Source organism: Paucilactobacillus suebicus DSM 5007 = KCTC 3549, assembly GCF_001434475.1.
Lineage (GTDB): Bacteria > Bacillota > Bacilli > Lactobacillales > Lactobacillaceae > Paucilactobacillus > Paucilactobacillus suebicus.
This window is the reverse complement of record NZ_AZGF01000002.1, coordinates 47,765-74,364: the sequence shown is the minus strand read 5'-3', so window position 1 is coordinate 74,364 and position 26,600 is coordinate 47,765. Positions and strand designations below refer to the sequence as shown.

Genomic DNA, 26,600 nt, shown 5'->3' with positions numbered 1-26,600 from the left:
GCGATACTTACGCATTGCGTTGAATAATGGATACTGAATCAGCAGAATACCAACCACCAAAATTTGTCGTTCCGCCGCAAACATTTGTAAAGCTTAATGCGGTACCGAATTTAACATCAATTTTAGTTGGTACTTTGATTGCGTATTCCAAATTTTGTTGTCGATCAACAATGGAATAACGATATTTCCCATCGCCCATGTCTTCAACGAGTCCTGTCGAAAGAACATTTAAAACGGGGATGACGTCAGTTTTGTACTTATTGCCAGTCCGAGGACTGACTTTTGTTGTTTCTTGTGTTTTGTGACCCAGCACGTCTTCCAAACGCGGAGTCCAGTTAGGTTTTGCCATGAGCAACACCAGATCCTTTCTGATGCTAAAAGTATTAGCATCTAACCAAATGGGACGAGAACCTCAAAGTGAGGATCGATAGTTTAATGACATAACGATCTTGGTCAAAAATCTACAGTTTTGAAAATTCTGTTTTAAGCTTATATTGAAGATAGAGTAAATTTGCACAAATTCCTAATAAATCAGCATCTCTCCTATCAATATCCGATCGCTGAATCGTGAGAAGAGATGGGGAAACATTTGAAAACCATAATTCTTGAAGCTGTAATGATACGTTGCTTAAATCTTTTTGATTAGTACTATATAAATAGATAGCCGGAGTATAATTAGATAAAATTTCTGTTAGTAAACTCTTACATGTGTGTTTCATATTTCATCAATTCCTTTCCTTATTTGCAAATACATTATCTTCTTTTTTTATTGGACATTCTATTGACATATAAAAAACGACATTTTTTAAAATTACTGATATAATAGTGATAATTGGAACTTATTTATGAACGTGAATTAGACAATTTGTGCGATTTAGTGGACAGAGGTGGAATTATGGGAAAAAAATTGTATTCAAGAAATGATATTGTAAATGTTGCTCTTGAAGTGTGGGGAGAACTGTGGGTGGAGAAAACAGCTGTTTATAAACAAGTAGTACGCACCCTTAGAAATAAAAATATAAATCCTGTAAAGACTAGTTCAGGTAATCGAAAGAAAATGTATTATATAGATGATGTCGTTTCTTTTGTCAGAGATGATATGTTTGATTATTTTCGGAAAAATAGTAAATCAGGAAATGAACAACTTCATGCTGCAGGAAGTATATCTGATCAAAAACTTAATGATTATCAAGGGAATGCAGAAGATGAGCGATATAAACAAATGCAACTATATGATGATAAGGATACTTTTATCGATGAAGATTCTTATTCTGTTTCTGAAGGTAAGGTAGAAAAGATATTTTTAAGAAAAAAATTTGAGATAATGCTAGAGGCATTATTTAACGAAAAATTTGAATTGAATGACGAATTATTAAGAAAAGATATTCGTGATCGTGAACTTTATTCGATACTTGGTGACGATGAGGATGCGACAAAAAAAGATATTGTTTTAATGGAAAGATATAATGATCCGAGGTCCTATTATCAGAAAAGAATTAATAATGAAAAATGACGTTATACCAGACTTTGATTGTGATGAAAATAGGTAAAATGAACTAAGATTAATGCCAAAAAAGCACTTATCTCACTTGGAGATAAGCACTTCTTTGGCAATGAATTGGATTAGGAAAAACTTTGGAAATAAAAGTTGTGATAATGATGGTTAAAAGTTTTGCAAGTGGTTTTTAATGGAGTATCTCTTTAAGAAAGAAGTGAGTTTTTGAAAGAGGAACAGTTACTTGATCTGATAAATAACCATACTAGTGAGAATGAGAGATTAGACTATAAGCGAGAATGGCATGATAACAACTCTGAACTTATGAGGGATATATTATCGTTTGTAAATACAGTTCACAATCAGGATTGTTATCTTATCTTTGGTATAGAAGATGAGACATTCGAAATAGTTGGCATTTCTGACGATGATAATAGGAAAAATAAACAACAGTTAACGGATTTTTTGAGTCATCAAAACTTCTCGAATAAGCCACCTAAAATAAATGTTGAAACCTTAACAGTTGAGGAAAAAGAAATTGACGTCTTGACTGTATATAATACGAACAGTGTTCCCGTTTATTTAATTAACAAATATTCTAGGGGTAAAAAGACAATCAATCCTGGACAAATTTTTACTAGAATAAGTGATACGAATACACCAATTTCTGAATCGGCTCCCGATTTTGTGGTAGAACGTCTGTATAAAAAAAGACTACATTTAAACACCACAATTTATCAGCGATATCTTTATTTGATTTCTCAAACGAAAGATTGGACATACCTAGATTCGGAGCAGAAATTATTATATAATTTTGATCCTAATTTTTATATTTTGATCGTTGAAGATCCTGACGAAGAAAGAAAAGTTCATGATGGTGATTATTACGGTTGGCTTGTAAATACAAGTGATTTTCCTAGCGAATGGAGAATAGGTCGATATCGATTTGTAAAATTCATGTATGGCGATCATTTAATTTTTGAGGTTAGGCCACTTTTTGATTTTGATCGAGATAGGGGAATGACATTATCACCACATTTTTCAAAATTAGTTTTTAATAATAGCGATACTGCCTACAACTATTTTCTCAAAGATTCATTAGATTGGAAGTTTTGGCATCTACTGGTGGATGCGTGGAATCAGAGCATGAATGGGGATTTTTATCGAGATTATTACTATTCAGCCTCCAAAGTATTAGAAAACGTGGTGGTTTACGAAAATGATGAGGAGCGTAATTACGTAGAGAGTCATTATGAAAGTCGAACAACGATTGAGGATTTAGAATACGATTTTGGAGCGAAACTTGAACCTACAGAGGAAGAAATTCAAGTGTTAACACAACAAAATCCAAAATATGGACGTTCATCATTATTACAGATAAATTTAGCAAAAGTAATTTCCAGCCGTTTAGACAGTATCAGACACTAAAATACAGGGAGAGTTAAATATATGGCAAAAAAAGCTACGACACCTAAAGAACAGACACTAGAAACAATTTTATTTAATATTCGTAATATTCTGCGCTCATCTGGTAAAACAGACGATAAGAGAGATGCAATAATTGGTCTAATATTTATTAAGTTTGCTTCAGAAAAATTTGAGGTCCAACGTGAAAAAATTAGAAAAGAGTACGGAGATGTTCCAGAGTTTTTAGATGAAAAATCGTTTTATCTTGCTGATAATGTATTTTATCTAGAAGAGCATACACGTTGGTCATACTTAGTGAAAAATGCCAACAAAAACGATATTGCCGTCATAATTGATACAGCTATGTCCGATATCGAAAAGGAAAATGAATCGTTACAGGGAGCGCTGCCATCCAATTTTTATGTTGGCTTTAACCTAGCTGTTAGCACCATCAAACATCTCATTGATGAAATTAATAAGATTTCATCTGAAAGATTTAAAGAGGATGACTTAATAGGTCGAGTTTATGAGTATTTCTTACAAAGTTTTGCTCTTTCTGCAACTAAAGAAGAAGGTGAGTTCTATACGCCTTCTTCAGTTGTTAAACTGATTGCAGAGTTGATTGAACCATATAGTGGAAAGGTTTATGATCCTGCTTGTGGATCGGGTGGAATGTTCGTTCAATCAATGAAGTTTATTGAACGTCATAATGGTAACAAATCGGCAGTTTCAATAATAGGTCAGGAGAAGAATCCTGATACAAGAAGGTTAGCAAAAATGAACCTGGCGATTCGAGAAATTTCCTATGATTTGGGCAAACAAGGACTAGGAGAAAGTTCAAGTTTTACAGATGATCAACATAAAGATATGAAGGTAGATTATATCATGGCTAATCCTCCGTTTAACCTTAAGGATTGGCGTGGAGAAAATGAACTGTTAGACGACCCACGTTGGCAAGGGTATGCAGTACCCCCCAAATCAAATGCGAACTATGCGTGGATTTTGCATATACTTTCTAAACTTGATGTGACTAATGGTGTTGCAGGTTTTTTACTTGCCAATGGCGCATTAAATGCAGATGGAATTGAGAGAGAAATTCGGCAAAAATTAATTGAAAATGATAAAGTTGAAGCTATTATCGTTTTGCCACGGAATATGTTTTATACAACAGATATTTCAGTGACTTTGTGGATTTTGAACAATAATAAATCCGATCATGAATTACACGGTCATTTAATTCGAAATCATCAAAATGAAGTTCTTTTTATGGATTTACGTCAATGGAATGATCATGTACAACAATACAAGGTTGAAAAAGGAACAAATAAGAAAAAAACAATCTTGACTGATGAACAAATAGCAAAAGTTAAGTTGATATATCAATCTTGGCAAAAAGGTAGCGACTATGAAGATATTCCGGAATTATGCAAGTCAGTGACTATAGATAAAATTAAAGAAGCCAACTATTCTCTTGCACCTAGTAAATATATAGAATTTATTGACCATGATTTAGATATAAACTATGAAAAAGAAATGTCACGTATTCAATCAGAAATGAAAGAAGTCTTGACTGATGAAAAAAAATCGCAAAATCGTCTTGAGGAAGCTTTCAGGGGGATAGGTTATGAAATATAAAATTGGAGATATTATTGAACAAATAAAAATTAAAAATGGAAATCCCAATCATCCAAATATTTCTGGGATCAATATATTAAAACAGTTTATGCCATCAACAAATGTTGGGGCAGATACTTCAAAATATTTGGTAGTCCCGCGTAATAGTTTTGCTTGTAATCTGATGCACGTTGGACGTGATGAACGTATTCCAATTGCTATGAATACTACAGGTGATGAAATTGTTGTTTCATCAGCATATTTTGTATTTCAAATAACTAAAACCGAAATAGTATTACCTGAATACTTAAATATGATCTTTCAATCGTCAGAATTTGATAGATATGCTTGGTTCTGTACGGACGCTTCTATTAGAGGGAATCTAGATTGGACACGCTTTTGTGACATTGATATTGACCTACCATCAATTGAGATTCAACAAAAGTATGTTGCTGTCTATAAAGCACTACTTGCTAATCAACAATCCTTCGAAAATGGATTGGAAGATTTAAAATTAGTTTGTGATGCGACAATTGAAAAAATTAGACAGGAAACGCCAAGTAAACCGATTGGGACCTACATCCAGCAAACTGCCAATAAAAACGTAACTTTAAGATACGATGTTGATTCTGTTAGAGGTTTATCCATTGAGAAAAAATTCATTGAAACTAAAGCTAAAATGGACGGTGTATCACTGAAAAATTATTTAGTTGTTGAACCAGATGAGTTTGCATATGTTACAGTAACATCTCGAAATGGTGACAAAATTTCTTTAGCACATAATAACTCCCTTGAAGCGATAATTTGTTCATCATCTTATATTACATTTAAAGTTACAAGTCCTGAAAAATTGATTCCAAGTTATTTGAATATGTTTTTTAGAAGAGATGAGTTCGATCGATATTCACGCTTTAATTCTTGGGGAAGTGCACGAGAAACATTCAATTGGGAAGATATGCAAGAGGTAAAAGTTCCTATTCCCGATATTAATATTCAAAGATCTATTGTTGATATTTATAATGCTTATATTAATAGACGGAAACTAAACGAGCATTTAAAACAAAAAATCAAGGATATCTGTCCGATTTTAATAAATGGTGCAATTAAGGAGGCGAGGATGAGTGTCAAAATTTAATGAAGCAACTTTAGAAGCAGCAATCATTGAACTATTTCAAAATAATGGCTACGACTATATAAATGGTGAAATGATACATCGCAAATATGACGAAGTGTTACTTCTCTCTGACATGACAAGTTATTTAACTGCACGTTACTCAGATTTATCAAAAGTTGAAATTGCTAAAATCATAAATAAGATAAAACTCTCTCCAACCAGTCCGTTATATCAGTCAAATCGTAATTTATTCTTCCTGATAAATGAAGGTTTTGATTTGATTCGAGATGATACAAAAGAATCAGCTCTTCATATTGATTATATTGATTATGACAATCTTGAAAATAATATCTTTAAAATAGTTAACCAATACACCGTTGTTGGTGACCGCGAACGTAGACCTGACATGCTGGTTTTTGTAAATGGAATTCCAATTGCAATTTTTGAATTTAAGGCAGCAATTAATGAAAATATGACAATCTATGATGCTTGGAAACAAGTTCATACACGCTATAATCGGGATATTCCAAATCTAATGAAGTATTGCTTCCTTTCTGTTTTATCTGATGGAGCAAATACTAAAATGGGGTCGATTTTTACTCCATATGAATATTATTATTCTTGGAATAAAGCTAATGATGAAGAGAAAGTAGCAAATGGTATTTCTGCTCTAAAGACCTTAATTGATGGCGCGTTCTCGAAGAATAGGCTAATTACTATTTTACGGGACTTTATTTATTACCCAGATACAGAAAAAAAAGAAACCGCAATTGTTACACGATACCCACAGTTTTTTGCAGCCAATAAAATGTTGGAAAATATTAAGAATCATTTGAAGCCTGCTGGTGATGGTAAAGGTGGGACATATTTTGGTGCTACTGGTTCGGGAAAAACAAATACTATGCTTTTTTTAACTCGTCTGCTTGCTACTCATAATCGTGATGTTTTTCAATCGCCAACAGTTGTTATTTTAGTTGATCGGGAAGACTTGTTGAATCAAACAAGTGAACTCTTTGAGTCATCCAAAAAATATTTGAAAGATAACAATGTTAAAGCAATTGAAAGCCGTGCTGACTTAAAAAAAGAACTTTCTACAAATGAATCTGGTGGAGTATATATCAGTACGATACAAAAATTTGAGGAAGAGACAGGATTGCTGTCCGAACGAACAAATATTATTTGTATTTCTGATGAAGCACATAGAACACAAACAAATACTGAGGCTAAACTGAAAAAGACAGATAAGGGGATTGAAACATCTTATGGTTTTGCTCACTACTTAAGAGAAGCCTTTCCTAATGCAACCTATGCTGGCTTTACTGGAACACCGATAGATGAAACTATCTATGTATTTGGAGAAATTGTTGATCAATATACTATGAAAGAGTCAACTGATGATGGTATTACAGTGCGTATATCATTTGAACCTCGATTAGCGCGCGTGATTATGTCAGATAGTCAAGTTGCTGAGATTGATAAATACTACAAAAAGGTGAGTGAGGATGGCGCTAATCCAGATCAAGTGGAAGAAAGCAAAAAAGCCATGTCAAATATGAAGCAAATCCTTAGTCATCCAGACCGTATTAAGAAAGTGGCTTCAGATATCGCTATTCACTATATGAGACTTGTTAGTGAGAAACCTGAGATAGTTCAAAAAGCCATGATTGTAACGAGTAGTCGTGAGCATGCTTATGCTTTGTATCGAGAGTTGAAAAAAATCAGACCTGATTGGTTTATTGCTAAAAAAACGGATCGAGAGGATTTAACAGATGCAGAGCTTGAAAAGCTAGTAGAATTACCTAAAGTGAATCTTGTTGCAACTCGAGATAAAGATGATGTTAAAGAAATGTTTGATTTAATTGGAGATAAAGCTCATAGACAATTATTGGAAAAACAATTTAAAAACAATAATTCAAATTTTCAAATTGCCATTGTTGTCGACATGTGGATAACTGGATTTGACGTACCAAGTCTTACAGTAATGTACAATGACAAGCCGCTAAAAAAACATACACTAATTCAAACAATTTCCCGTGTTAATAGGGTGTTTGAAGGAAAAGATCATGGAATTGTAGTCGACTATATTGGAATTCGTCGGGCTATGCTAGAAGCATTGAAAATGTATGATGGTGATCAGGGTAATCCAATTGATGATTTGCCTGTGACATTAGATATTTTTCGAAATCAGTTGGCAATTATTGATGAGATGCTCTCTAAGTTTGATGCAAGTTTGTTTTACATGGGAACACCATCCGAGCGATTAATGGTCCTAAATGAAGGGGCAGAATATGTACAAATGAGAAATGAACTTGAAAATCGTTTTATGCACGAATCAAAAAAGATGAAGAAAGCGTATGAGATTGTTTTTCCTTCAGGTGAATTAAGTGATGAAGAAACAGAACGAGCCCAGTTCTACTTAGCTATTCGGTCTATTATTTATAAGCAAACCAAAGGGGATACACCAGATGCTGAAATGATGAATAAAACTGTCCAGCAAATGGTATACAACGCGATAACGTCTACTGGTGTAGAAGATATTGTGAATAATGAAACAGATGAACTATTTAGTCAAGCTGTTCAAGATGAATTAGCAAGAATTAAGATGCCTAATTCTAAATTTAACGCGTTGTTGAAGCTATTAAAATCACAAATTAAAATCTATAGTTTAACGAATAAGCTGAAATCCATAGAATTCTCTGAACGGCTTAAAAAGGTTGTTGAATCCTACAATAATAGAGATGCACAGGTATTTGTCTCAGAAGTTGTATCAGATTTTGTAAATGATCTATCTGATCAATTGTTGGACATTATGAAGAATCTGAAAGAAGATGCTGATCCTTTTGAAAAGATGGGAATATCATATGAAGAAAAGGCTTTTTATGATATTCTCATAAAAGTTCGTGATGAACACGATTTTGAGTATTCTGATGAAAATGCGTTGAATTTAGCAAAAGATATAAAAGAGTTAGTTGATGATAAGGCAAAATTTGCTGATTGGTCAAGTCGAAATGATATAAAAAATCAGCTAAGAAGAGACCTGGTTATCTTATTGCACAAGAATGGATATCCGCCACAATGGAATAGTGATATTTTTGACCAAGTTCTTGAACAAGCTGAGAATTTCAAAAAGGGTAAAGATTCCCAAGAAGTAGGCACGCAAAGTGTAGATTATACGGATCAAAAAAAGCAACCAATAGATATGGTTGCTGAAAATGATGAAACTAATTTTTCTATGTAAAGAACACCAATGACTCGCATTATTTTGATAAAATCCCCACTATTTGAGTGAAAGTTATTCAAATTGAGTGAGATTTATTGAAGGTAATACTTAAGGAAAGCCTTGATATTAAAGGTTATTCCAACTTAGTGAAAATGGGTTCTAATAAGCCAGGTCTCAAGAAGGCCCGTAAAGCTTCACAATTTTCAAAGCGTTAATATCATTGATATTCAATGTTTTGCAGCATTTCACAATTATGTGGAATGCTTTTTTTATTTCTGTACATAAAATTTAATATCTGGATAAATTAAAAAGCAGTGGTAAATAAATTTTAACCACTACTTTTCGTTCGATTTAAGTATTAAATTTATTCATTAGGATACTTAAAATCCCAATCTTTACGTGCCTGAGTCATGACATTCATGGTTTGAACAGTCCAATCCAAGGTGTCATTATCTCCAGTTTCAACTGCTTTTGCCATGTCGAGTGCTTCGTATCCCATTGCAATGTCTGTTTTTCCAGCAATTATCAATTGTTTTCCACCGGTGTCGGCATTTATGAACACGGCATTTTCGGGTCTTAGATAGTTTTCAATGATGAAGTAGCCATTTTCGTAAATTACATAACCAATTGTTGGCATATCTGCTAGCATATTAAAGTTCATAGTACATAATTCATTATTATCATTTGTTAGCAAGTAGGTACTAACATCGTCAACTCCTGTGGATGTGGGAACCATTTGCGTTGCAACTAATTTTGGTGCCGCTGTCATGAAGCGTCTAGCAAAGCTGATTGCATATATTCCCATATCTAATAGAGCACCACCTGCTAAATTAGGATTGAGTAGTCTGTCTTTCGTTTGTGTTTTGTCGATGTGCATACCAAACGAAACCTGAATAGATTTTAATTGACCTAACTGTTGATCACGAATAAATTCGGTCAGTTTATCATACAGTGGCATATGATAAATTGTTTGTGCTTCCATCAATATCAAATGTTTTTCTTTAGAGATAGTTATTAATTCTTGTAGTTGAGAGGTGTTCAATGTGACAGGCTTCTCAGAGAAAACATGTTTGCCTGCCGTCAATGCATGCTTGATGTTATCAAAGTGGAAATTATTTGTTGTTGCTACGTAAACGATGTCCACCTGTGGATCATTCAGTAAATCTTCATAGTCTTGATAGGTATGTTTAATGTTAAATTTTTTTGCAAACTGCTTTGCCTTATTTGGATCGTGTGAACTTGCAACACCGTAAAGTGTTTGTTCTGACGGAAATTCAGAACAGAAGTCTTCAGCAATACGTCCAGGTCCAACAATCGCCCAATTGTAACTTTTCATTTTCATAATCTCCTTTGTATTCGCTTTCAAAAAAATCATACCACCATAAATTTGAAAATAATAGTGGGTTTGATAACCGATATTATTCAATTTATGACAAAAAAAGAAACGACCTAATGTCGTTTCAAAGTCATGGTCCAAGATATAAATACTTTATCTGATTTATTTGAACTAATTTGTTTTTGTTGTTCAACTTCTTTTTTTCGTTGCATTAGTACTTTTGCGGCCTGAGAATCTCCATCGACCGCACGTCGTAATAATTCCGATTCTGCAGTTTTGGCAACTAATGAACTCGAAAAGTTATTATGATGTAGCTTACTTGCTAAGAATTCATTACTTTCATTTTCAATACTCATGGGAAAACCTCTTTTTTCAAACGCCAACCAACTGTGCCACCATTATACCTAAGTTTTGCAATAAAACAACAACAATACATAAGAAAATTATTAAATTAATTATGAGCTTATTCTATTTGATAAATTCTAGGATCTTCGTTTAATTTTAAAGTGCCAAGAGAAACTAGTGGTGTTTTTCAACAGACTAGCGTACTTTTGCAATAATTTACGGGCCTCTATATCACCACCAATTGCACGTTGCATTAGTTCATCTTCAGCAATATGTGCGATTAAAGATTCACGATTTTTATGGGTGATTAATTGTTGAGCTAGTTCCTGATTAGATTTGTCTCTTAATCTCATTGTGTCTCCTATAACGATTACAAACCATCTGTCCGAATTACCACGTTAATTATAAAATATAAATGAGCCGGTTTGGGGCCTTGAGAGAAAATATTTTTATTACACAAGAAAAAGTGGTGAACAACTTTCATATTGATAATAAATTGCTGTAATGATGTATAAGTATTCTAAAAAATAAAAATTATGATTAATTATGTATGATCACAATAAGAATTAATACTTATTATATTTGGCAAATAATGTTTAAAATCATTATCTTAAGATAATTAGTTAATAGTGATTAATGTATTATTTAGTCCACTTTTTGGTTGTTAAATTTAAATTACAAAGCATGACGATTGTAATAATTCCTACCCCTGCGATACGTTATAAATACCTACATACCAGTAATTAGCGCTAATTAATGTAATTGCTTTCTATTTTTGACATATTTAACACTTTGCATTATCTTAAGAAATGTTCAGGTAGTTAATTGTTTCTTAATTTATGTTAAATTATTATTATCATTTGATACATGAAAATAATGAATAATTTTGTGATGAGAAGGGGAAAATTAATGAATAAAAATGATTCTAAGTTACACTATAAAATGTATAAACATGGACGTCAGTGGGTTGTTGCAGGCATAGCTGCTTTTTCATTTGCGGTTGGCTTAACTACCACTACCGTTCATGCTGATAATACATCAAGTGATGAGGGAACTGGTTCGACAGAGTCAGTCGCAGCTACGTCATCTCAAAGCAATACAGTTACTTTGTCGAGTGTTGCGACTACTGACGTCCAGTCATCTGCGACTTCCACATCAGATGAATCACAGACGGTAAGCAGTGCAAGCTCAACTAGTGAAAATAGTGAATCTAATTCTTCTTCAGAAACGTCTCAAAGCAGTGCGACATCAGCGGCTTCTTCTGCCGCATCGAGTGCTATCAGCTCTACTGCAAGTGCGGCCTCGAGTACGACGTCTTTGAGTGCATCGTCAGCCGTTGAGGCTAGCAGTTCAACATCGAGTGCATCCAGTGCCACTTCAGCAAGTGCCAGCACTACGGCTAGTTCCAGTTCGGCAAGTTCTTCTGCCACTACTAAAGTGATGGCTGTTATGTCTGTTGCCTCAACTGCAACATCTTCAAGTACGGCTTCAACTGCGGCATCATCAGCATCGACATCAAATACTGTGGCACAACCAACCTTCACTTCAAATTCAACTGATCAAGCGTTTATTGAAAGCTTGGAAGAAGGAGCCATTGAAGGATGGGATGAGTATGGCGTGTTACCCTCCGTTACTGTTGCACAAGCAATTCTAGAAAGTGGATGGGGCAGCTCATCATTATCTACTGAAGCACATAACTTGTTTGGTATAAAAGGTAGTTATAATGGAAATTATGTTGATTATCCAACTAAAGAGTACGAAAACGGTAGCTATGTAACCGTTTATGCGGAATTCAGAAAATATGATAATAACTCGGAGAGTGTTGAAGACCACGGATATTTTCTTTATTCAAACTCACGTTATAGTAATTTATTGGGTGTTACTAACTATAAAATGGTAACTGCTGACCTGCAATCTGATGGATACGCTACTGATCCAAACTATGCAACTGAATTGGATGAAATAATTGAAGAATATAATTTGACCGCTTTAGATGAAATTGCGATCAATGGCGAATCGATTTCTGGTACCAGCATTTCATCATCAACTTCTTCAACAACTAGTACTTCAGGTGCAACATATTATACTGTTAAGAGTGGAGATACATTATCTGGCATTGCATCAGATTATGACACTACGGCTTCGGCATTGGCCTCATTGAATGATATCAGTAATGAAAATCTGATTTACGTTGGCCAGCAATTACTTGTTAAGAGTGGCTCAAGCACTACAACATCATCGAGTGCAAGTAGCAGTTCTACATCAAGTACATCGTCCACGAGTTCAACTTCAACTTATACCGTTAAAAGTGGCGACACACTGTCAGCAATTGCTAGCACATATGGCACAACTACTGCCAACTTGGTTTCACTTAATGATCTCAGCAATGCCAATCTGATTTACGTTGGTGAGGTTTTGAAACTAACAAGTTCTTCATCAGCCAGTTCCACATCAAGTAGTAGTACTTCGACATATACCGTTAAAAGTGGTGACACGTTATCAGCAATTGCAAAAGAGTATGGTACAACGACTTCAGCTCTGACTTCATTAAATGATTTGAGTAATGCCAATCTGATTTACGTAGGTCAAGTTCTGAAGGTTAGTGGCACAGCCTCTTCATCAACCAGTTCATCGACTTCTACAAGTTCATCTACGTCTTCATCAACGTATACAGTTAAGAGTGGTGACACGTTATCCGCAATCGCTGCTGAGTATGGTACAACTGTTAGTGCTCTGGCATCTGCAAATAACATTAGTAACACTAATGTTATTACCGTTGGTGAAACAATTAAAATCGGTTCAACTAGCAGCACGTCCACTTCTTCATCGTCAACATACACTGTTAAAAGTGGTGACTCTCTATCATCGATAGGCGCAAAGTACGGTATTAGTTGGTCGACTTTAGCATCACTAAATAGTATTAGTAGCCCATACACTATTTATGTTGGACAAGAAATTAAATTGTAGTATTAAAACCGGGAAATTTATGTTTTCCGGTTTTTTGATGGCGATAAAAAAAATATAGCGACATGCTAATTAAATCGAAATAAGAATTGATAGTATTATTATCAGTACAATTAACTGATTGCTGGATTTTTGGTAAGTGTTCGTGGTAGTCTGTTACCATGATTAAATTTAGGAGGACGTATAAATGACATTTGAAGATGTACTACCATCCATTAAGCAAGGCAAAAAGGCTGTTAGAACTGGCTGGGAAGGAACTGAGTTATTTATCCAACTTGTACCAGAGGGCAAATTTGAAGGAGACGTTTTGAATCCTTATTTTCTCATTAAGACTGAAGACGAGGCTTTTAGTCTTTGGTCTCCAACGGATTGTGATATTCTCGCTGAAGATTGGCAGTTGGTAACTGATTAATGCTAAATGATTTTAACGAACAGACGGTTATCGTGACGGGGGCGGCATCGGGAATTGGCCTGTCTCAGGTGCGCGAGTTTATCAAACATGGGGCGAATGTTGTTGCTGTTGACCAAGACGGTGAAGGCTTAGGTTTGCTTGATCAATCAATTAAAACGGATAAGATGATTTTGTTGACTGGGGATGTCAGACTTGAGGACACCGCCAAACAGGCTGTTGATGCCGCAATTAGACTCGGCTCAAAAGTCGATATTGTTTGCAATACTGCTGGCGTTTTAGACGGATATCATAATGTACAAGACACCAGTGTTGAAGACTGGAATAATATCATTGATACTAATTTAACCAGTCAATTTTTATTAATAAAAACGGTACTGCCTGTGATGCTTGAACAAGGACATGGTGTTTTTGTTAATATGGCTTCAATTGCTGGATTGGTTGCAGGCGGAGGCGGAATTGCATACACTGCCTCTAAACATGCTATCATTGGTATGACAAAGCAGTTGGATCTTGATTATGCAGGTCAGGGAATCAGAGCTAATTGCATCGCCCCAGGGGCTATTCAGACTCCGATGAATGCAGCAGATTTTGCAGATGATGGTAACATGGCCAAATGGGTGGCAGATCAAACACCGGCTAAGCGCTGGGCACGGCCGGATGAAGTTGCTGACTTAACACTGTTCTTAGCCAGTGAACATTCTGATTATATTCACGGTACCGTGGTGCCAATTGATGGTGGCTGGACCGAAAAGTAATCAAAGATATGCTCGACATGAGTGGTTGAAATTTTTTGATCAAAAACTGAATTGATCACACTGTGACACTTCCTTCACCTTTGGTCGCAGTTATTACTAGTCCGCAATGGACTACAAAGGAGATATTATCAGTGAAAAATTCTGTTCAAACTTCTCGTATTTCAGTACGAGGAATTACAAAAACTGCGGTGGTTGCCGCTTTATATTTAGTAATTACTTTGTTTTTATCAACGCTTAGTTTTGGCGTTGTCCAAATTAGAATTGCTGAAATGTTTAACTATCTAGTACTGTTTAATAAGCGGTATCTGTGGGGCGTTACGTTAGGCGTATTTTTATCTAACTTTGCGTCTCCAACTTGGACATTGGATGTGCCAATTGGTACTGCATCCACCTTTATTGTGTTGATTATCGTCATGCTACTAACTAAACCAATCAAGTCAATGCTGGTTAAGTTTGTTTTAACGGCAATTGTGGTCTCATTATCAATGTTTACCATTGCCTGGGAGTTAAATATTATGACAAAGGCACCTTTTTTAGCTGGTTGGTTAACAATCGGTTTAGGTGAATTACTGTCGATGACAGTGGGCGGTATTATCATTTACTTGATCAGTAAGAGAATCGATTTAAAAAAATAAAATCTATGTATGTTGGAATATAAAATCCGCTGTGCGTTGGTTGCTGTTGATGCTGCCGATGTGGAACGGATTTTTATTTACTCGTGTTACAGAATATATAGCGGCTGTAGCGTAAAACTAAAGTACTATTTTAAATATAATGAAATTTTATGTAAATTTTCAAAAATTGGTCTAGTCTAATAAAAAAGCTGATAGATCAACTTTGATTAATATGTTCAAAAACAAAATTAAGTAAAACATGTATTACATTGCCTATTTAGAGCCGCTTATCAGACTTAGACCAATTTTTAAATTATAATTTAATACTTGTATGTGCATGTCAATGACGGTAAGATATTACTCGTGTGAATTTAGAAGAGAAATTAGGAGGATATCTTATTATGAGGACTTATCTGCAGCGGATGGGCCGATCCCTTCAGTTGCCGGTTGCTGTTCTACCTGCTGCTGCGCTGTTAGTTGGTATTGGACATTATATGCCATCATCGTGGTCGCTGGCTCAGTTTTTACAGGCCGGCGGTAATGCTATTTTAGGGTCGTTGTCGATTTTATTTGCGATCGGATTAGCAGTTGGTATGTCGGAGAATCAGGACGGAGCAGCCGCATTAGCAGGGTTGGTTGCATATTTAATTCCAATTAAGGTGCTAGACCCGTCATCGGTTGCGTTGCTTGAGGGCATCAAGGCGTCAAAAGTTGATCCAGCATTTAGTACTCTGAGCAGTAACGTGTTCATCGGTATTATTGCAGGATTAATTGCAGCTGCTTTATACAATAAATTTCATAAAACAAAATTGCCAATGGCATTATCTTTTTTTAGTGGTAAAAGATTAGTACCTATCATGGCAGCAATTGTCATGCTGATACTGACGGTTATTTTACTGTTCGTTTGGCCAACACTCTATGATGCACTTGTGGCATTTGGCAAGTTTATGGTTGGCTTGGGTGCTGCAGGTGCAGGACTTTATGGCTTTTTCAACCGGGTGCTTATTCCGACTGGACTTCATCAAGCTTTAAATGCAGTTTTCTGGTTTAATACTGCTGGTATTAATGATATCGGTAATTTTTGGGCTGGAAAAGGTGTTAAGGGAGTTACTGGTATGTATCAGGCCGGATTTTTCCCAGTCATGATGTTTGGCTTACCTGCTGGTGCCTATGCAATTTATCGCAATGCACGACCTGAAAAAAAGCTGAAGTTGGTAGTTTAATGTTGGCCGGTGCGTTTGCTTCATTCTTTACGGGGGTCACGGAACCGCTTGAGTTCTCGTTTATGTTTGTTGCTTGGCCGTTATACGTTTTACATGCAGTTTTCACTGGTCTCTCACTTGCATTTGCAGCAATGATGCACTGGACAGCCGGTTTTTCTTTCAGCGCTGGACTAGTTGACTTTACTTTGAGCTCACATTTACCAATCGCAAACAAACCGTATATGTTACTGGTTCAAGGCGTGGTCATGGCGTTCATTTATTATTTTGGTTTTGATTTTGCAATTCGTAAATTTAATTTAATGACACCAGGCCGTGAAGAAGATTCAGTGAAAGATGAAGCTACAGGTATAGTTGAAACCAGTGATACAGACGATAAGTACACAACGATGGCCAAAAAGATTTTTGTAGCTATCGGCGGTAAAGATAATATTAATGTGATTGATCATTGTACAACGAGACTGAGGCTTCAGTTAAAGGATCCGCAGATAGTTAATCAGGCGGCCGTTCGCTCTGCCGGTGCAGCAGGTGTGAATGTTATTGATGATACCAATGTGCACATAGTTGTTGGCACTGAAGTTGAATTTGTGGCGGACGCATTGGCAGATGTGTATGACGGCAAGATTGATGTAAAACTGTCTGATCATCAAACAAGCAATGAATCTGTCAAGAAAGAAGTTAAACCGACTGTTAATCAGGATCCTGAAGTTAACATTGGCGAAACTGACGAATTCTACAGTATTGCAGATGGAAAAATGATTGATTTAGAGGATGTGAACGATGCAACGTTTGCACAGAAACTAATTGGTGATGGATTTGCGATTGAACCTGCTAACGGGAAGATCACTTCACCGGTTGATGGTAAAATTATGACTATTTTTCCAACTAAACACGCTGTAGGCATTAAAACTAATAACGGATTGCAAGTGCTGGTACACATGGGGATCAATACTGTTGACCTCAAAGGTGCGCCGTTTGAAATTGCTGTTGAAAATGGTCAAAAGGTGCATCATGGTGAACTGTTGGCAATAGCTGATCTCGATGCCATTAAAACAGCCGGAAAAGATACAACGATGATCACCATCGTCACAAACATGGATCACGTTGATTATCTGAAATTTAACCAACCAACTGGCAAAATTAATCATGATCAGTTGTCACTAAGAGTTAAAATTAAGTAATCCTTAACAGAGTTAATTGATTTATTGTGAATAATATCGATTAATTCTGTTTTTTTGCGCTGTCAAACGTAGTTGAAAACCTTAAATTGATGTAAAATTTAGTTAAAATTGATTTGTTTTGGTAAAGTTCAGTGTAGAATATCCATACGGAAGGGTGTGGATTGTTTGGCACGACGGAGAAGACGGAAATTTAAATGGAATAAAATCTTTTCACGGAGTGGCAGACAACGCCTCACCAAATGGCTAATGGTCGCAGTTGTGCTCGTTTTAGTGGGCTATGGGGCCCATGAAATTGATATGATTTACAAGCAACGAATAATTGTTGAAAAGCAAAATAATTATAAATCAATGTTTATCAAACAAATTGCACCTGAAGCGCAAAAAATGGATCAAGAACATCATGTTTTGGCATCGGTAACGATTGCTCAAGCAATTCTTGAATCGGACTGGGGCGGTTCCACTTTAGCGTCGAAGTATCATAATTTATTTGGAGTCAAAAGCACGTCGACGACTAACAGTAAGTTAATGAGTACGAGAGAATATGTTGACGGAAAGTGGGTCGTGATTACAGGTCGATTCCAGGTGTATTCTAGTTGGGCCGATTCCATTGATGCTCATGCAGCGTTACTTGATAGTGGTACGACATACCAGGGTGTCATTCAGTCTACCAACTACACAGAAGCGGCTAAAGCGTTACAATCAGAAGGATATGCAACTGATCCAAGTTATGCCAGCAAATTGATCGATATTATCGAAACATATCATCTAGACAAGTATGATCAATAATTTTTTAGGGGAGAGAAGCAATGAAGGCACTCGAAGAAAAGATTAGACAAGAAGGACAAGTTTTATCTGGGGATGTTCTCAAGGTTGACCAATTTTTGAATCATCAAATCGATACGGACTTTTTGTTTAGTTTAGGGCAGGAATTTGCTCAACTTTTTCAGGATGAAAAGATCACCAAAATTTTAACGGTAGAATCATCAGGAATTGCACCAGCAGTGATGACTGGCCTGCAACTACATGTGCCAGTTATATTTGCAAGAAAGCATCAAAGTTTGACGTTGACTGACGACTTGTATGAGGCATCCGTCTATTCTTTTACAAAGCAAACTAAGAACCAGATTACGGTCTCAAGAAAGTATATCGACTCAGAGGATCGAGTGCTTATCATTGATGACTTTTTAGCGAATGGACAAGCCGTGTTTGGATTATTAGATATTGCTGAGCAGGCCAATATTGAGGTTGCTGGAGTCGGCATTGTGATTGAAAAGAGTTTCCAACCTGGTGCGGCGAAGATTAAAGAAAAGGGAATTCATCTTGAGTCTTTGGCCAGAATTAAGTCGCTTGAAGGCGGCAAAGTTGAGTTTATGACAGATTAATTTAGCGGGGTGAAGTACTAATGGAAAATAAAAAAATTCTGTATCCAGGTAATACCATTGGAATTATTGGATTAGGTAGCGGTACAAAAAAATTGACTGAAGCGGCCCAAAACGCTGGGTTCAAGGTATGCGTTTATATTAATAGTGAGGCTGAACGCGATTTATCTAAGATTGCTGATTACACTGTTATTGGTGCATGGAATGATAAGGATAAACTGCAGGAATTTGGTCAGAGTTGCGATGCAGTTATTTATGAATCAGCAAGTGTTCATGAAAACGTAATCGAGTACTTGTCGCAGTTTACTGCAATTCCACAAGGTAAAAATATTTTGGAAGTTACGCAAGATCGATTATTGGAACGCGCATTTCTTGATCAAATTAATGTTAACATTCCACCTTATGTAACTGTCATTCAGCTTGACGATGTTTATCAATCAATTGATTCGATTGGGTATCCCGCAATGCTAAATCCTATCCAGAGAGGTCTCGGTGAAGACTCACTGATTATTGAACGACAATCTGATATTGTTAAAGCTGCTGATTACTTATCGGCTGGAACATATGTCTTAGAATCGTGGATCCCTCGCGCACGCGAATTCTCTCTGATTATTGCCAAAAATGCTGACAAAGTTGAGATGTTCCCGTTGGTGGAAACTTACTATGAAAATGAAAAATTAGTTGAAGCTAAGGCTCCAGCTGATTTAAATACCGATGTTGAGACTGAAATCCAGCGAATTGGGCAGGAAGTTGCTGGCAATGTAGACTATACTGGTGTATTTGAAATTAGTTTTTACACTACTGACACACACACCTTATACGTTAAGGCCATTACCCCTGCGCTGACACGCCAGGGGGATGTGCTGGGGTCTGTTAGCAACATTGATCAGTATTCGATGCTACTGAGAACTGTTGCCGGATTACCAATTCCAACGGTCAATGTGCTACAGAATGCTATTTTGATGGATATCAAGAAGGAGCAGTTGAATGAAATTAAGACTCAGTGGCTGTTAAAGGACAACTGGCAATTTAATTTTTATTCTGAGACCCTTCGTAAAAAGACTGACAGTTTTGGATATGTTCTTGCAACTGGTGACACTATCGAAAAATTGCAGATGCAAATTGATAATACTGATGTATGGACTAATAAGAAACCTGAACCTAATGAGGATGATCAGGCGTGAAAATAGTAGATAAGCTTCCTGCATAGCCAGTTTTAGTTGGTGAGCGAGGAAGCTTTTTTTAGTGTTGATTAAAAAACGCTATTTTTGTGTTTTCGCCGTTTTGATAAAAGTAGAATTATCTGCAGTGAAGCTCATCATTAAAATGTAATAATTTTTTTAAGATCAATGAAGACAGTTAAGTTGACTATTTTGATTGATAAAATTAGTTTACGAGTTTGCGAATTAATCCCAATTAACCACCGTCTTTGTTATAATATTCTGTGACTGAATTTTAGAGGGGATTGAATTAAGCGTGACAAGCCAATCATTATTAACTGGAATGAACGATCGTCAACAAGAAGCAGTGATCTCAACTGAGGGACCACTATTGGTGATGGCTGGAGCTGGGTCTGGCAAAACAAGAGTTCTGACTCATCGAATTGCTTATCTGATAGAAGAAAAAGATGTCAATCCTTGGAACATCCTTGCAATTACGTTTACGAACAAAGCTGCAAAGGAAATGCGTGAACGAGTAGGAAAACTACTTGATGAAGGTGCTCGTGATGTTTGGGTTTCAACCTTCCACGCGTTGTGTGTACGAATTTTGAGACGTGATATTGAACAAATTGGGTACAACAGAGCGTTCACAATCGCTGCAACCAGTGAGCAACGGACGTTAATGAAACGTGTGTGTGCCGAATTAAATATTGACACAAAGAAGTTTGATCCACGTGCGCTTTTTTCAGCAATTTCAAACGCTAAAAATGCACTTCAAACTCCGGAGGACTATTCGAAGGCTGCAAACAGCCCATTTGAAGAGGTTGTTGCCAATACCTACAAGTTGTATCAAAGAAGGTTGCGTGAAAATCAGGCTGTTGATTTTGACGACCTAATTATGATGACTATTCAATTATTTGAAGAAAATCCGGATACTCTTGCCTTTTACCAAAACAAATTTCACTATATCCATGTCGATGAGTATCAAGATACAAATGATGCACAGTATAAATTAGTGAGTTTATTGGCTAAACGTTTCCGTAATCTTTGTGTGGTAGGGGATGCCGACCAAAGTATTTATGGTTGGCGTGGCGCTAACATGAATAATATTTTGGATTTTGAGCACGATTATCCAGATGCAAAGACAGTTATGTTGGAGCAAAATTATCGTTCGACACAAACCATTTTGGATGCTGCTAATCAAGTTATCGAGAATAATATGTATCGCCGGAAAAAGGAATTGTGGACTCAAAATGGTGAGGGAGATAAGATCTCGTACTACCGTGCCCAGAGTGAAAACGATGAATCAAGATTTGTGGTATCAAAAATCCAAAAAGAAATGCGCGAAAATCATCGTAACTACAATGATTTTGCAGTGCTTTACCGCACTAACGCACAATCTCGTGTTATTGAAGAAACGTTCCTAAAATCAAATATTCCATACACGATGGTTGGTGGACACAAGTTCTACGATCGTAAGGAAATTCAGGACGTGCTGGCTTATCTGACTTTATTGGTTAATCCAGATGATTCCCTGGGATTTGAACGAGTTGTTAACGAACCCAAACGGGGCATCGGTTCAAGTAGTGTAGACAAGTTGTCATTGTTTGCACAGGAACATGGATGGTCAATGCTGGAAGCAGCTCAAAATGCTAGCATTAATAATGATTTAACTTCGCGTGCTCGTAACGCAATGGAATCATTTGGTCAGCTAATCACCGACCTAACAGCGATGGTGGATTATTTATCCATCACAGAACTGACTGAACAGATCCTTGAAAAGTCAGGGTATGAAGCAATGCTGAAGGCGGATAAGAGCTTGGAAGCACAATCACGTCTTGAAAACTTGGAAGAATTTAAGTCGGTTACAAAGGAATATGATGAGGCTCATAAAGATGACGAAGTCGAATCAACTGCAAATAAGATTGTTAACTTTCTAGCTGATTTAGCGCTTGTTTCTGACCAGGACGATGTTGATGGACAGGCACCAGCAGTGACTTTGATGACATTGCATGCAGCTAAGGGTCTGGAATTTCCAGTGGTGTTCTTAATGGGACTTGAAGAGGGAATTTTCCCGCTGTCTCGTGCCATTTTGGAAGACGATGAGCTTGAAGAAGAACGTCGTTTGGCTTATGTTGGTATTACTAGAGCAAAGCAAAAATTGTATATGACCAATGCATTTGCACGAATGCTGTACGGCCGTCGTCAGAATAACCAGGCTTCAAGATTCGTTGAGGAAATTAATCCGGACTTGATTCACGTAGAAAATGAGACTGCAGGTGGCATGCCTAACGGCAGATCAGTGCCCTTTGCGCACCGTAATGCAACGGCACAGACATATAGGCAGCCACAACATAATCATCAACCAGCTAAGCCACAGGCAGTCAATGCCGGTACTGGTGCGGATAAAGTATCATGGAGTACTGGTGATAAGGTATCTCACAAAAAGTGGGGTACGGGGACTGTAGTCAAGGTAAATGGCACGGGTGATGACATGGAACTAGATGTAGCTTTCCCATCTCAAGGTGTGAAGAGACTATTAGCTAGTTTTGCTCCGATTACAAAGAGAGTGTAAAACAACCCGGGTAGATGCTGTCATATAACGTACACATATCGTGATCAGCGAACTACTGATCATGATATGTGTACGTTATATGATGAGCATCTGGGTTGTTTTACACGTTTCAGCAAGTTAGCGTAAAAAGTGATCAGCGAACTACTGATCATGATATGTGTACGTTATATGATGAGCATCTGGGTTGTTTTACACGTTTCGGCAAGTTAGCACAAAAAACCGCTGAATTTATGATATTAGTTTTCAATACGAGGGATAATTACGTGGTTAGCGCAAATTAGGAAAAATACAACAAACAATAATTAGGTGAAAAAATGGACGAAAAACGACCAGTTAATCAACTAACAATTGAAGAAGCAAGACAAGAAGCAGAAGAGATTAAAACTAAAGTTGTTCAGTGGGGGCAGGAATACTACCAGAATGACGAGCCTTCGGTTGAGGATTATGTTTATGACCAACAGTATGCTCGCCTAGTATCTATTGAACAGCAATTTCCATCTTTGCAAACTCCAGATTCACCGACGCAGCAGGTCGGTGGCTTAGGAGAAACAGAGTTGACAAAAGTCCCACATGATTTACCAATGCTGTCAATGGGTGATGTATTCTCCACGGATGAATTATTTGAATTCAATGATCGGCTGGAAAAGAACGGTGTTGATCAACCAGAATATAACTTAGAATTAAAGATTGATGGTTTGGCAATCTCGTTGGTCTATGAGAATGGTAAATTAGTTCAAGGGTCAACGCGTGGTAATGGTCAAATTGGTGAAGACATTACAAAAAATGTCAAAATGATCAAATCAATTCCGACTAGTTTACCGGAACCGATTAGTGTTGAGGTGCGCGGTGAGTGCTATATGCCCAAAGAGGCGTTTGCCAAGTTGAATGCACAACGAGAGGCAGACGGACTGCCGGTTTTTGCAAATCCGAGGAATGCTGCTGCCGGTAGCTTAAGACAGTTGGATCCCCAAATAACGGCAAAACGGGAGTTAAGTACATTTATTTATTACGTTCCAGAATACCAGACGCTTGGTGTGACGACCCAGAGCGATGCACTTGAAAGATTTAAGCAACTGGGGTTTCAAGTTAATTCAAATTATCAAGTGGTAAAGAATCGCCAAGATATTCAGCGCTACATTGATCGCTATACTGGTCAACGCAATAATTTGGAATATGGAATTGATGGAATAGTTGAAAAGGTTAACGATTTAGCATTGCAAGAAGAACTTGGCAATACAGTTAAAGTTCCTAGATGGGAAATTGCCTATAAATTTCCTCCTGAGGAAGAAGCAACAATTGTACGTGATATAGAGTGGACAGTCGGTAGAACTGGTACCGTAACGCCAACAGCTGTCATGGATCCAGTGCAGCTTGCTGGCACAACGGTTGCAAGAGCCTCGCTGCATAATCCGGATTACTTAATTGAAAAAGACGTACGAATTGGTGATACTGTCTACCTGCATAAGGCTGGTGATATTATTCCTGAAATTTCACAGGTTGAATTAAAGAAGAGAGATCCAAATAGTGAACCATATGTTATTCCAACTCATTGTCCAGAATGTGGTTCGGAACTAGTTCATCTTGATGAAGAAGTTGCACTGAGATGCATCAACCCAATGTGTCCGGCGCAAATAAAGGAAGGCCTGGCTCATTTTGCTTCACGCAATGCGATGAATATCGATGGTCTAGGTCCAAAGATTGTGGAGCAACTATTTACTCTGAAATTAGTGAAGGATGTTTCTGATTTATACCACTTAACTCGAGATGAATTATTAACTTTAGATAAATTTGGTGATAAATCAGCTGAAAATCTATTGACAGCCATCGACAATAGCCGTCATAATTCATTGGAAAGGTTACTTTTTGGTTTAGGCATCCGTCATGTGGGTGCAAAAGCTGGAAGGCTAATCGCTCAACATTTTAAGACTATTGAAGCAATTATGACTGCTAGCAATGAAGAGATTGCAGGAGTTGATTCAATTGGACCTATTATTGGTGACAGTGTCGCTACTTATTTTGATAATCAGCAAGTACGCGAATTAATTGAAAAACTGCAGACAGCTGGGGTAAATACCGACTATCTGTCAGATGATGAAATTGTTACTGATAGTCAGTGGAGCGGGCAGAAGATTGTATTGACTGGTAAGTTAACGCAAATGACTCGCAAAGAAGCTCAGGAATGGTTGGAAAAGCATGGAGCTGATGTAGTCGGCAGTGTGTCAAAGAAAACTAATTTAGTCATTGCTGGTACAGATGCAGGCAGTAAACTCACTAAGGCACAGTCGTTAGGTGTCAATGTGATTAACGAGCAGGAGTTTGTGACCGCAATGAAGGAGGATCTCCAAAAGTGAAGTCAAAAAAGTTTCGGATAACTGTTGTACTGATGGCATGTGCAATGATTTTATCGTCATGTAGTTTTGGTGGTAAATCAAAATCATCAAGTAAGTCAGACAACTATACAACTACTGGTAGTGCAGCAAGTGGAACATATCAGGGAGTCATTGAAAATGGTCGTTACAAGACCAGTAAAGCTCGTGGTGTCACAGCTTCAAATAATGACAATACTTTTAATGTTAAAAGTTTTGAAAGTGGCTTAACTAACATTTCGAAGAAAGTATTCTCTACTAAGAGTTATATTTTTCAAGAAGGCCAGTATCTTTCAAAGAGCACTGTAGAAAATTGGTTGGGACGTGTTTCAAAGAGTAATAAAACTGGTTTGAATCCTAAAAAGGGTAAAACTAACGGCACTCGTAACCCTGTTTACATTCAGAGCATTGAAGAACAAGATTATATGAAACAAAATGGTAATGATCTTAAGCTTCACGGTATTACAGTTGGTATTGGTTTGAATTCTGTTGATTATTACAAAAAGACAACCAATGGTCCAACATACAGCCAAAATATTAGTGATGCTGCCATGAAGTCATATGGTCAACAGGCAGCTCAAAAAGTCATTAAACGTCTTCGTCAAAAGAAGGCCTTGAAAAATGTGCCGATTGTGATTGCTTTGTATAAGCAAGCATCAGACGATAGCTTAGTTGGTGGTACATTCTTTGAATATAGTGTCAATAATGGTAGCAGTGTTGGCACTTGGAAGAAACTTAACATCACCAATAAGGTATTGCCAAAGGCATCGGATGCCACATCAACAAATAGTGGGAACGAGACGGATAATACTGATTTCACTAACTTTAAGAGCCAAATTCAGTCATTCTTCCCTAACTTGAGCGGTGTAACTGCTCAGGCACAGTACGAAAATGGCACATTGTCAGGAATGCATATCACTGTGACTACTCAGTTCTACAGTGAAACTGAAATTTCTAGTTTTACACAATATATTTCAACGGCAGCACAAAAGTACTTGCCGAGCGGTATTCCAATAGACATTAAGATTCAAACTTCGACGGATATGCAGGCATTTGTATATAGAGATTCAGGTCAAAAGAAGTTCTCTAGTCATGTTTTTGATAGCTATTAAAGATAAAAAAACTAGGCAGACCTGTTAATCATGATCGTCAACTAAATAACCACCGTAATCCTATATTTTGGAGTACGGTGGTTATTTAGCTACGTAATCTGGAAATTTATTGGTGGCAAAATAGAAAAGTAGTTAAATGAGTAGCAAAATTGTGAGGACGAACTTAAAATTTAAAACTTGTATCACGCATATCTAATGCAATAAACATGTATCCGCTATCACATCAACGTTTATTACGTAAATTTAAATTGATCACTAATAATTTGTAGGGCATATGTGATACAATAACATGATGTAAGTATGAACAATCTGAAAAGAGGTTATAAGCATA

The 26,600-nt window shown here is 36.8% G+C and carries 19 protein-coding genes and 1 pseudogene; 16 read left to right on the top strand and 4 right to left on the bottom strand.

Annotation, left to right across the window (positions count from 1 at the left end; all coding sequences use genetic code 11):
- Positions 1 to 7: 7 nt before the first annotated feature.
- Positions 8 to 349: a hypothetical protein gene (locus tag FD16_RS01275; protein WP_010621663.1), complete on the bottom strand. Its 342-nt coding sequence runs from the start codon at positions 347 to 349 to the stop codon at positions 8 to 10.
- Between the two features lie 546 nt (positions 350 to 895).
- On the opposite strand from FD16_RS01275, the gene FD16_RS01270 reads away from it, so the two are divergent.
- The 5 genes from FD16_RS01270 to FD16_RS01250 all read left to right on the top strand — a co-directional run bounded on the left by FD16_RS01270 (position 896) and on the right by FD16_RS01250 (position 8,868).
- The gene (locus FD16_RS01270; protein WP_010621665.1) at positions 896 to 1,513 is read left to right on the top strand and encodes a hypothetical protein; all 618 of its coding nucleotides are present in this window, start codon (positions 896 to 898) and stop codon (positions 1,511 to 1,513) included.
- Between the two features lie 207 nt (positions 1,514 to 1,720).
- A complete protein-coding gene (locus FD16_RS01265; RefSeq protein WP_010621666.1) occupies positions 1,721 to 2,923 on the top strand; it encodes an ATP-binding protein in 1,203 nt (400 codons plus the stop codon).
- Positions 2,924 to 2,944: 21 nt separating this feature from the next.
- Positions 2,945 to 4,537, top strand: a complete 1,593-nt coding sequence (locus tag FD16_RS01260) for a type I restriction-modification system subunit M (protein ID WP_010621667.1) — start codon at positions 2,945 to 2,947, stop codon at positions 4,535 to 4,537.
- Complete coding sequence (locus FD16_RS01255) at positions 4,527 to 5,651, top strand: restriction endonuclease subunit S (RefSeq protein WP_010621668.1); 1,125 nt, start codon at positions 4,527 to 4,529, stop codon at positions 5,649 to 5,651. Before FD16_RS01260 ends, FD16_RS01255 begins: the two co-directional genes overlap by 11 nt.
- On the top strand, positions 5,638 to 8,868 hold the full coding sequence (locus tag FD16_RS01250) for a type I restriction endonuclease subunit R (RefSeq protein WP_010621669.1): 3,231 nt from the start codon (positions 5,638 to 5,640) through the stop codon (positions 8,866 to 8,868). The genes FD16_RS01255 and FD16_RS01250 overlap by 14 nt, the downstream gene beginning before the upstream one ends.
- A 346-nt stretch (positions 8,869 to 9,214) precedes the next feature.
- Here FD16_RS01250 and FD16_RS01245 read toward each other — a convergent pair whose 3' ends face one another.
- The 3 genes from FD16_RS01245 to FD16_RS01235 form a co-directional block, all read right to left on the bottom strand.
- Positions 9,215 to 10,186: a Gfo/Idh/MocA family protein gene (locus tag FD16_RS01245; protein WP_010621670.1), complete on the bottom strand. Its 972-nt coding sequence runs from the start codon at positions 10,184 to 10,186 to the stop codon at positions 9,215 to 9,217.
- 113 nt (positions 10,187 to 10,299) lie between these two features.
- Complete coding sequence (locus tag FD16_RS01240) at positions 10,300 to 10,542, bottom strand: hypothetical protein (RefSeq protein WP_010621671.1); 243 nt, start codon at positions 10,540 to 10,542, stop codon at positions 10,300 to 10,302.
- Positions 10,543 to 10,668: 126 nt separating this feature from the next.
- Entirely contained in the window at positions 10,669 to 10,884 is a 216-nt protein-coding gene (locus FD16_RS01235) for a hypothetical protein (RefSeq protein ID WP_010621672.1), read from the bottom strand.
- A 556-nt stretch (positions 10,885 to 11,440) separates the two neighbouring features.
- On the opposite strand from FD16_RS01235, the gene FD16_RS01230 reads away from it, so the two are divergent.
- The 11 genes and pseudogenes from FD16_RS01230 to FD16_RS01180 all read left to right on the top strand — a co-directional run bounded on the left by FD16_RS01230 (position 11,441) and on the right by FD16_RS01180 (position 26,269).
- Positions 11,441 to 13,498 carry a LysM peptidoglycan-binding domain-containing protein gene (locus FD16_RS01230; protein ID WP_010621673.1) on the top strand — a complete coding sequence of 686 codons (2,058 nt, stop codon included), beginning with the start codon at positions 11,441 to 11,443 and terminating at the stop codon, positions 13,496 to 13,498.
- Positions 13,499 to 13,682: 184 nt separating this feature from the next.
- On the top strand, positions 13,683 to 13,907 hold the full coding sequence (locus FD16_RS01225; protein WP_010621674.1) for a DUF2829 domain-containing protein: 225 nt from the start codon (positions 13,683 to 13,685) through the stop codon (positions 13,905 to 13,907).
- Positions 13,907 to 14,662 (top strand): 3-oxoacyl-ACP reductase, encoded by a 756-nt coding sequence (locus tag FD16_RS01220; RefSeq protein ID WP_010621675.1) that lies wholly within the window; start codon positions 13,907 to 13,909, stop codon positions 14,660 to 14,662. The genes FD16_RS01225 and FD16_RS01220 overlap by 1 nt, the downstream gene beginning before the upstream one ends.
- 131 nt (positions 14,663 to 14,793) lie before the next feature.
- Entirely contained in the window at positions 14,794 to 15,297 is a 504-nt protein-coding gene (locus FD16_RS01215; RefSeq protein ID WP_010621676.1) for a QueT transporter family protein, read from the top strand.
- A gap of 380 nt (positions 15,298 to 15,677) precedes the next feature.
- Positions 15,678 to 17,677, top strand: a pseudogene (nagE, locus tag FD16_RS01210) (N-acetylglucosamine-specific PTS transporter subunit IIBC).
- Positions 17,678 to 17,842: 165 nt separating this feature from the next.
- Entirely contained in the window at positions 17,843 to 18,463 is a 621-nt protein-coding gene (locus FD16_RS01205; protein ID WP_010621677.1) for a glycoside hydrolase family 73 protein, read from the top strand.
- 20 nt (positions 18,464 to 18,483) lie between these two features.
- A complete protein-coding gene (locus FD16_RS01200; RefSeq protein WP_010621678.1) occupies positions 18,484 to 19,059 on the top strand; it encodes a xanthine phosphoribosyltransferase in 576 nt (191 codons plus the stop codon).
- A 20-nt stretch (positions 19,060 to 19,079) separates the two neighbouring features.
- Positions 19,080 to 20,240, top strand: coding sequence for an ATP-grasp domain-containing protein (locus FD16_RS01195; RefSeq protein WP_010621679.1), 1,161 nt, complete (start codon positions 19,080 to 19,082; stop codon positions 20,238 to 20,240).
- Between the two features lie 292 nt (positions 20,241 to 20,532).
- Entirely contained in the window at positions 20,533 to 22,791 is a 2,259-nt protein-coding gene (gene pcrA, locus FD16_RS01190; protein ID WP_010621680.1) for a DNA helicase PcrA, read from the top strand.
- Positions 22,792 to 23,105: 314 nt separating this feature from the next.
- Entirely contained in the window at positions 23,106 to 25,142 is a 2,037-nt protein-coding gene (gene ligA, locus FD16_RS01185; RefSeq protein ID WP_010621681.1) for an NAD-dependent DNA ligase LigA, read from the top strand.
- 32 nt (positions 25,143 to 25,174) lie between these two features.
- Complete coding sequence (locus tag FD16_RS01180) at positions 25,175 to 26,269, top strand: CamS family sex pheromone protein (protein WP_050899265.1); 1,095 nt, start codon at positions 25,175 to 25,177, stop codon at positions 26,267 to 26,269.
- Positions 26,270 to 26,600: the final 331 nt, after the last annotated feature.

Bases quoted from the DNA above. Each gene is read 5' to 3' on its own strand.
- FD16_RS01275 (WP_010621663.1), bottom strand. From the start codon at position 349: ATGGCAAAACCTAACTGGACTCCGCGTTTGGAAGACGTGCTGGGTCAC.
- FD16_RS01270 (WP_010621665.1), top strand. From the start codon at position 896: ATGGGAAAAAAATTGTATTCAAGAAATGATATTGTAAATGTTGCTCTT.
- FD16_RS01260 (WP_010621667.1), top strand. From the start codon at position 2,945: ATGGCAAAAAAAGCTACGACACCTAAAGAACAGACACTAGAAACAATT.
- FD16_RS01255 (WP_010621668.1), top strand. From the start codon at position 4,527: ATGAAATATAAAATTGGAGATATTATTGAACAAATAAAAATTAAAAAT.
- FD16_RS01245 (WP_010621670.1), bottom strand. From the start codon at position 10,186: ATGAAAAGTTACAATTGGGCGATTGTTGGACCTGGACGTATTGCTGAA.
- FD16_RS01240 (WP_010621671.1), bottom strand. From the start codon at position 10,542: ATGAGTATTGAAAATGAAAGTAATGAATTCTTAGCAAGTAAGCTACAT.
- FD16_RS01235 (WP_010621672.1), bottom strand. From the start codon at position 10,884: ATGAGATTAAGAGACAAATCTAATCAGGAACTAGCTCAACAATTAATC.
- FD16_RS01230 (WP_010621673.1), top strand. From the start codon at position 11,441: ATGAATAAAAATGATTCTAAGTTACACTATAAAATGTATAAACATGGA.
- FD16_RS01225 (WP_010621674.1), top strand. From the start codon at position 13,683: ATGACATTTGAAGATGTACTACCATCCATTAAGCAAGGCAAAAAGGCT.
- FD16_RS01220 (WP_010621675.1), top strand. From the start codon at position 13,907: ATGCTAAATGATTTTAACGAACAGACGGTTATCGTGACGGGGGCGGCA.
- FD16_RS01200 (WP_010621678.1), top strand. From the start codon at position 18,484: ATGAAGGCACTCGAAGAAAAGATTAGACAAGAAGGACAAGTTTTATCT.
- FD16_RS01195 (WP_010621679.1), top strand. From the start codon at position 19,080: ATGGAAAATAAAAAAATTCTGTATCCAGGTAATACCATTGGAATTATT.
- ligA (WP_010621681.1), top strand. From the start codon at position 23,106: ATGGACGAAAAACGACCAGTTAATCAACTAACAATTGAAGAAGCAAGA.
- FD16_RS01180 (WP_050899265.1), top strand. From the start codon at position 25,175: ATGGCATGTGCAATGATTTTATCGTCATGTAGTTTTGGTGGTAAATCA.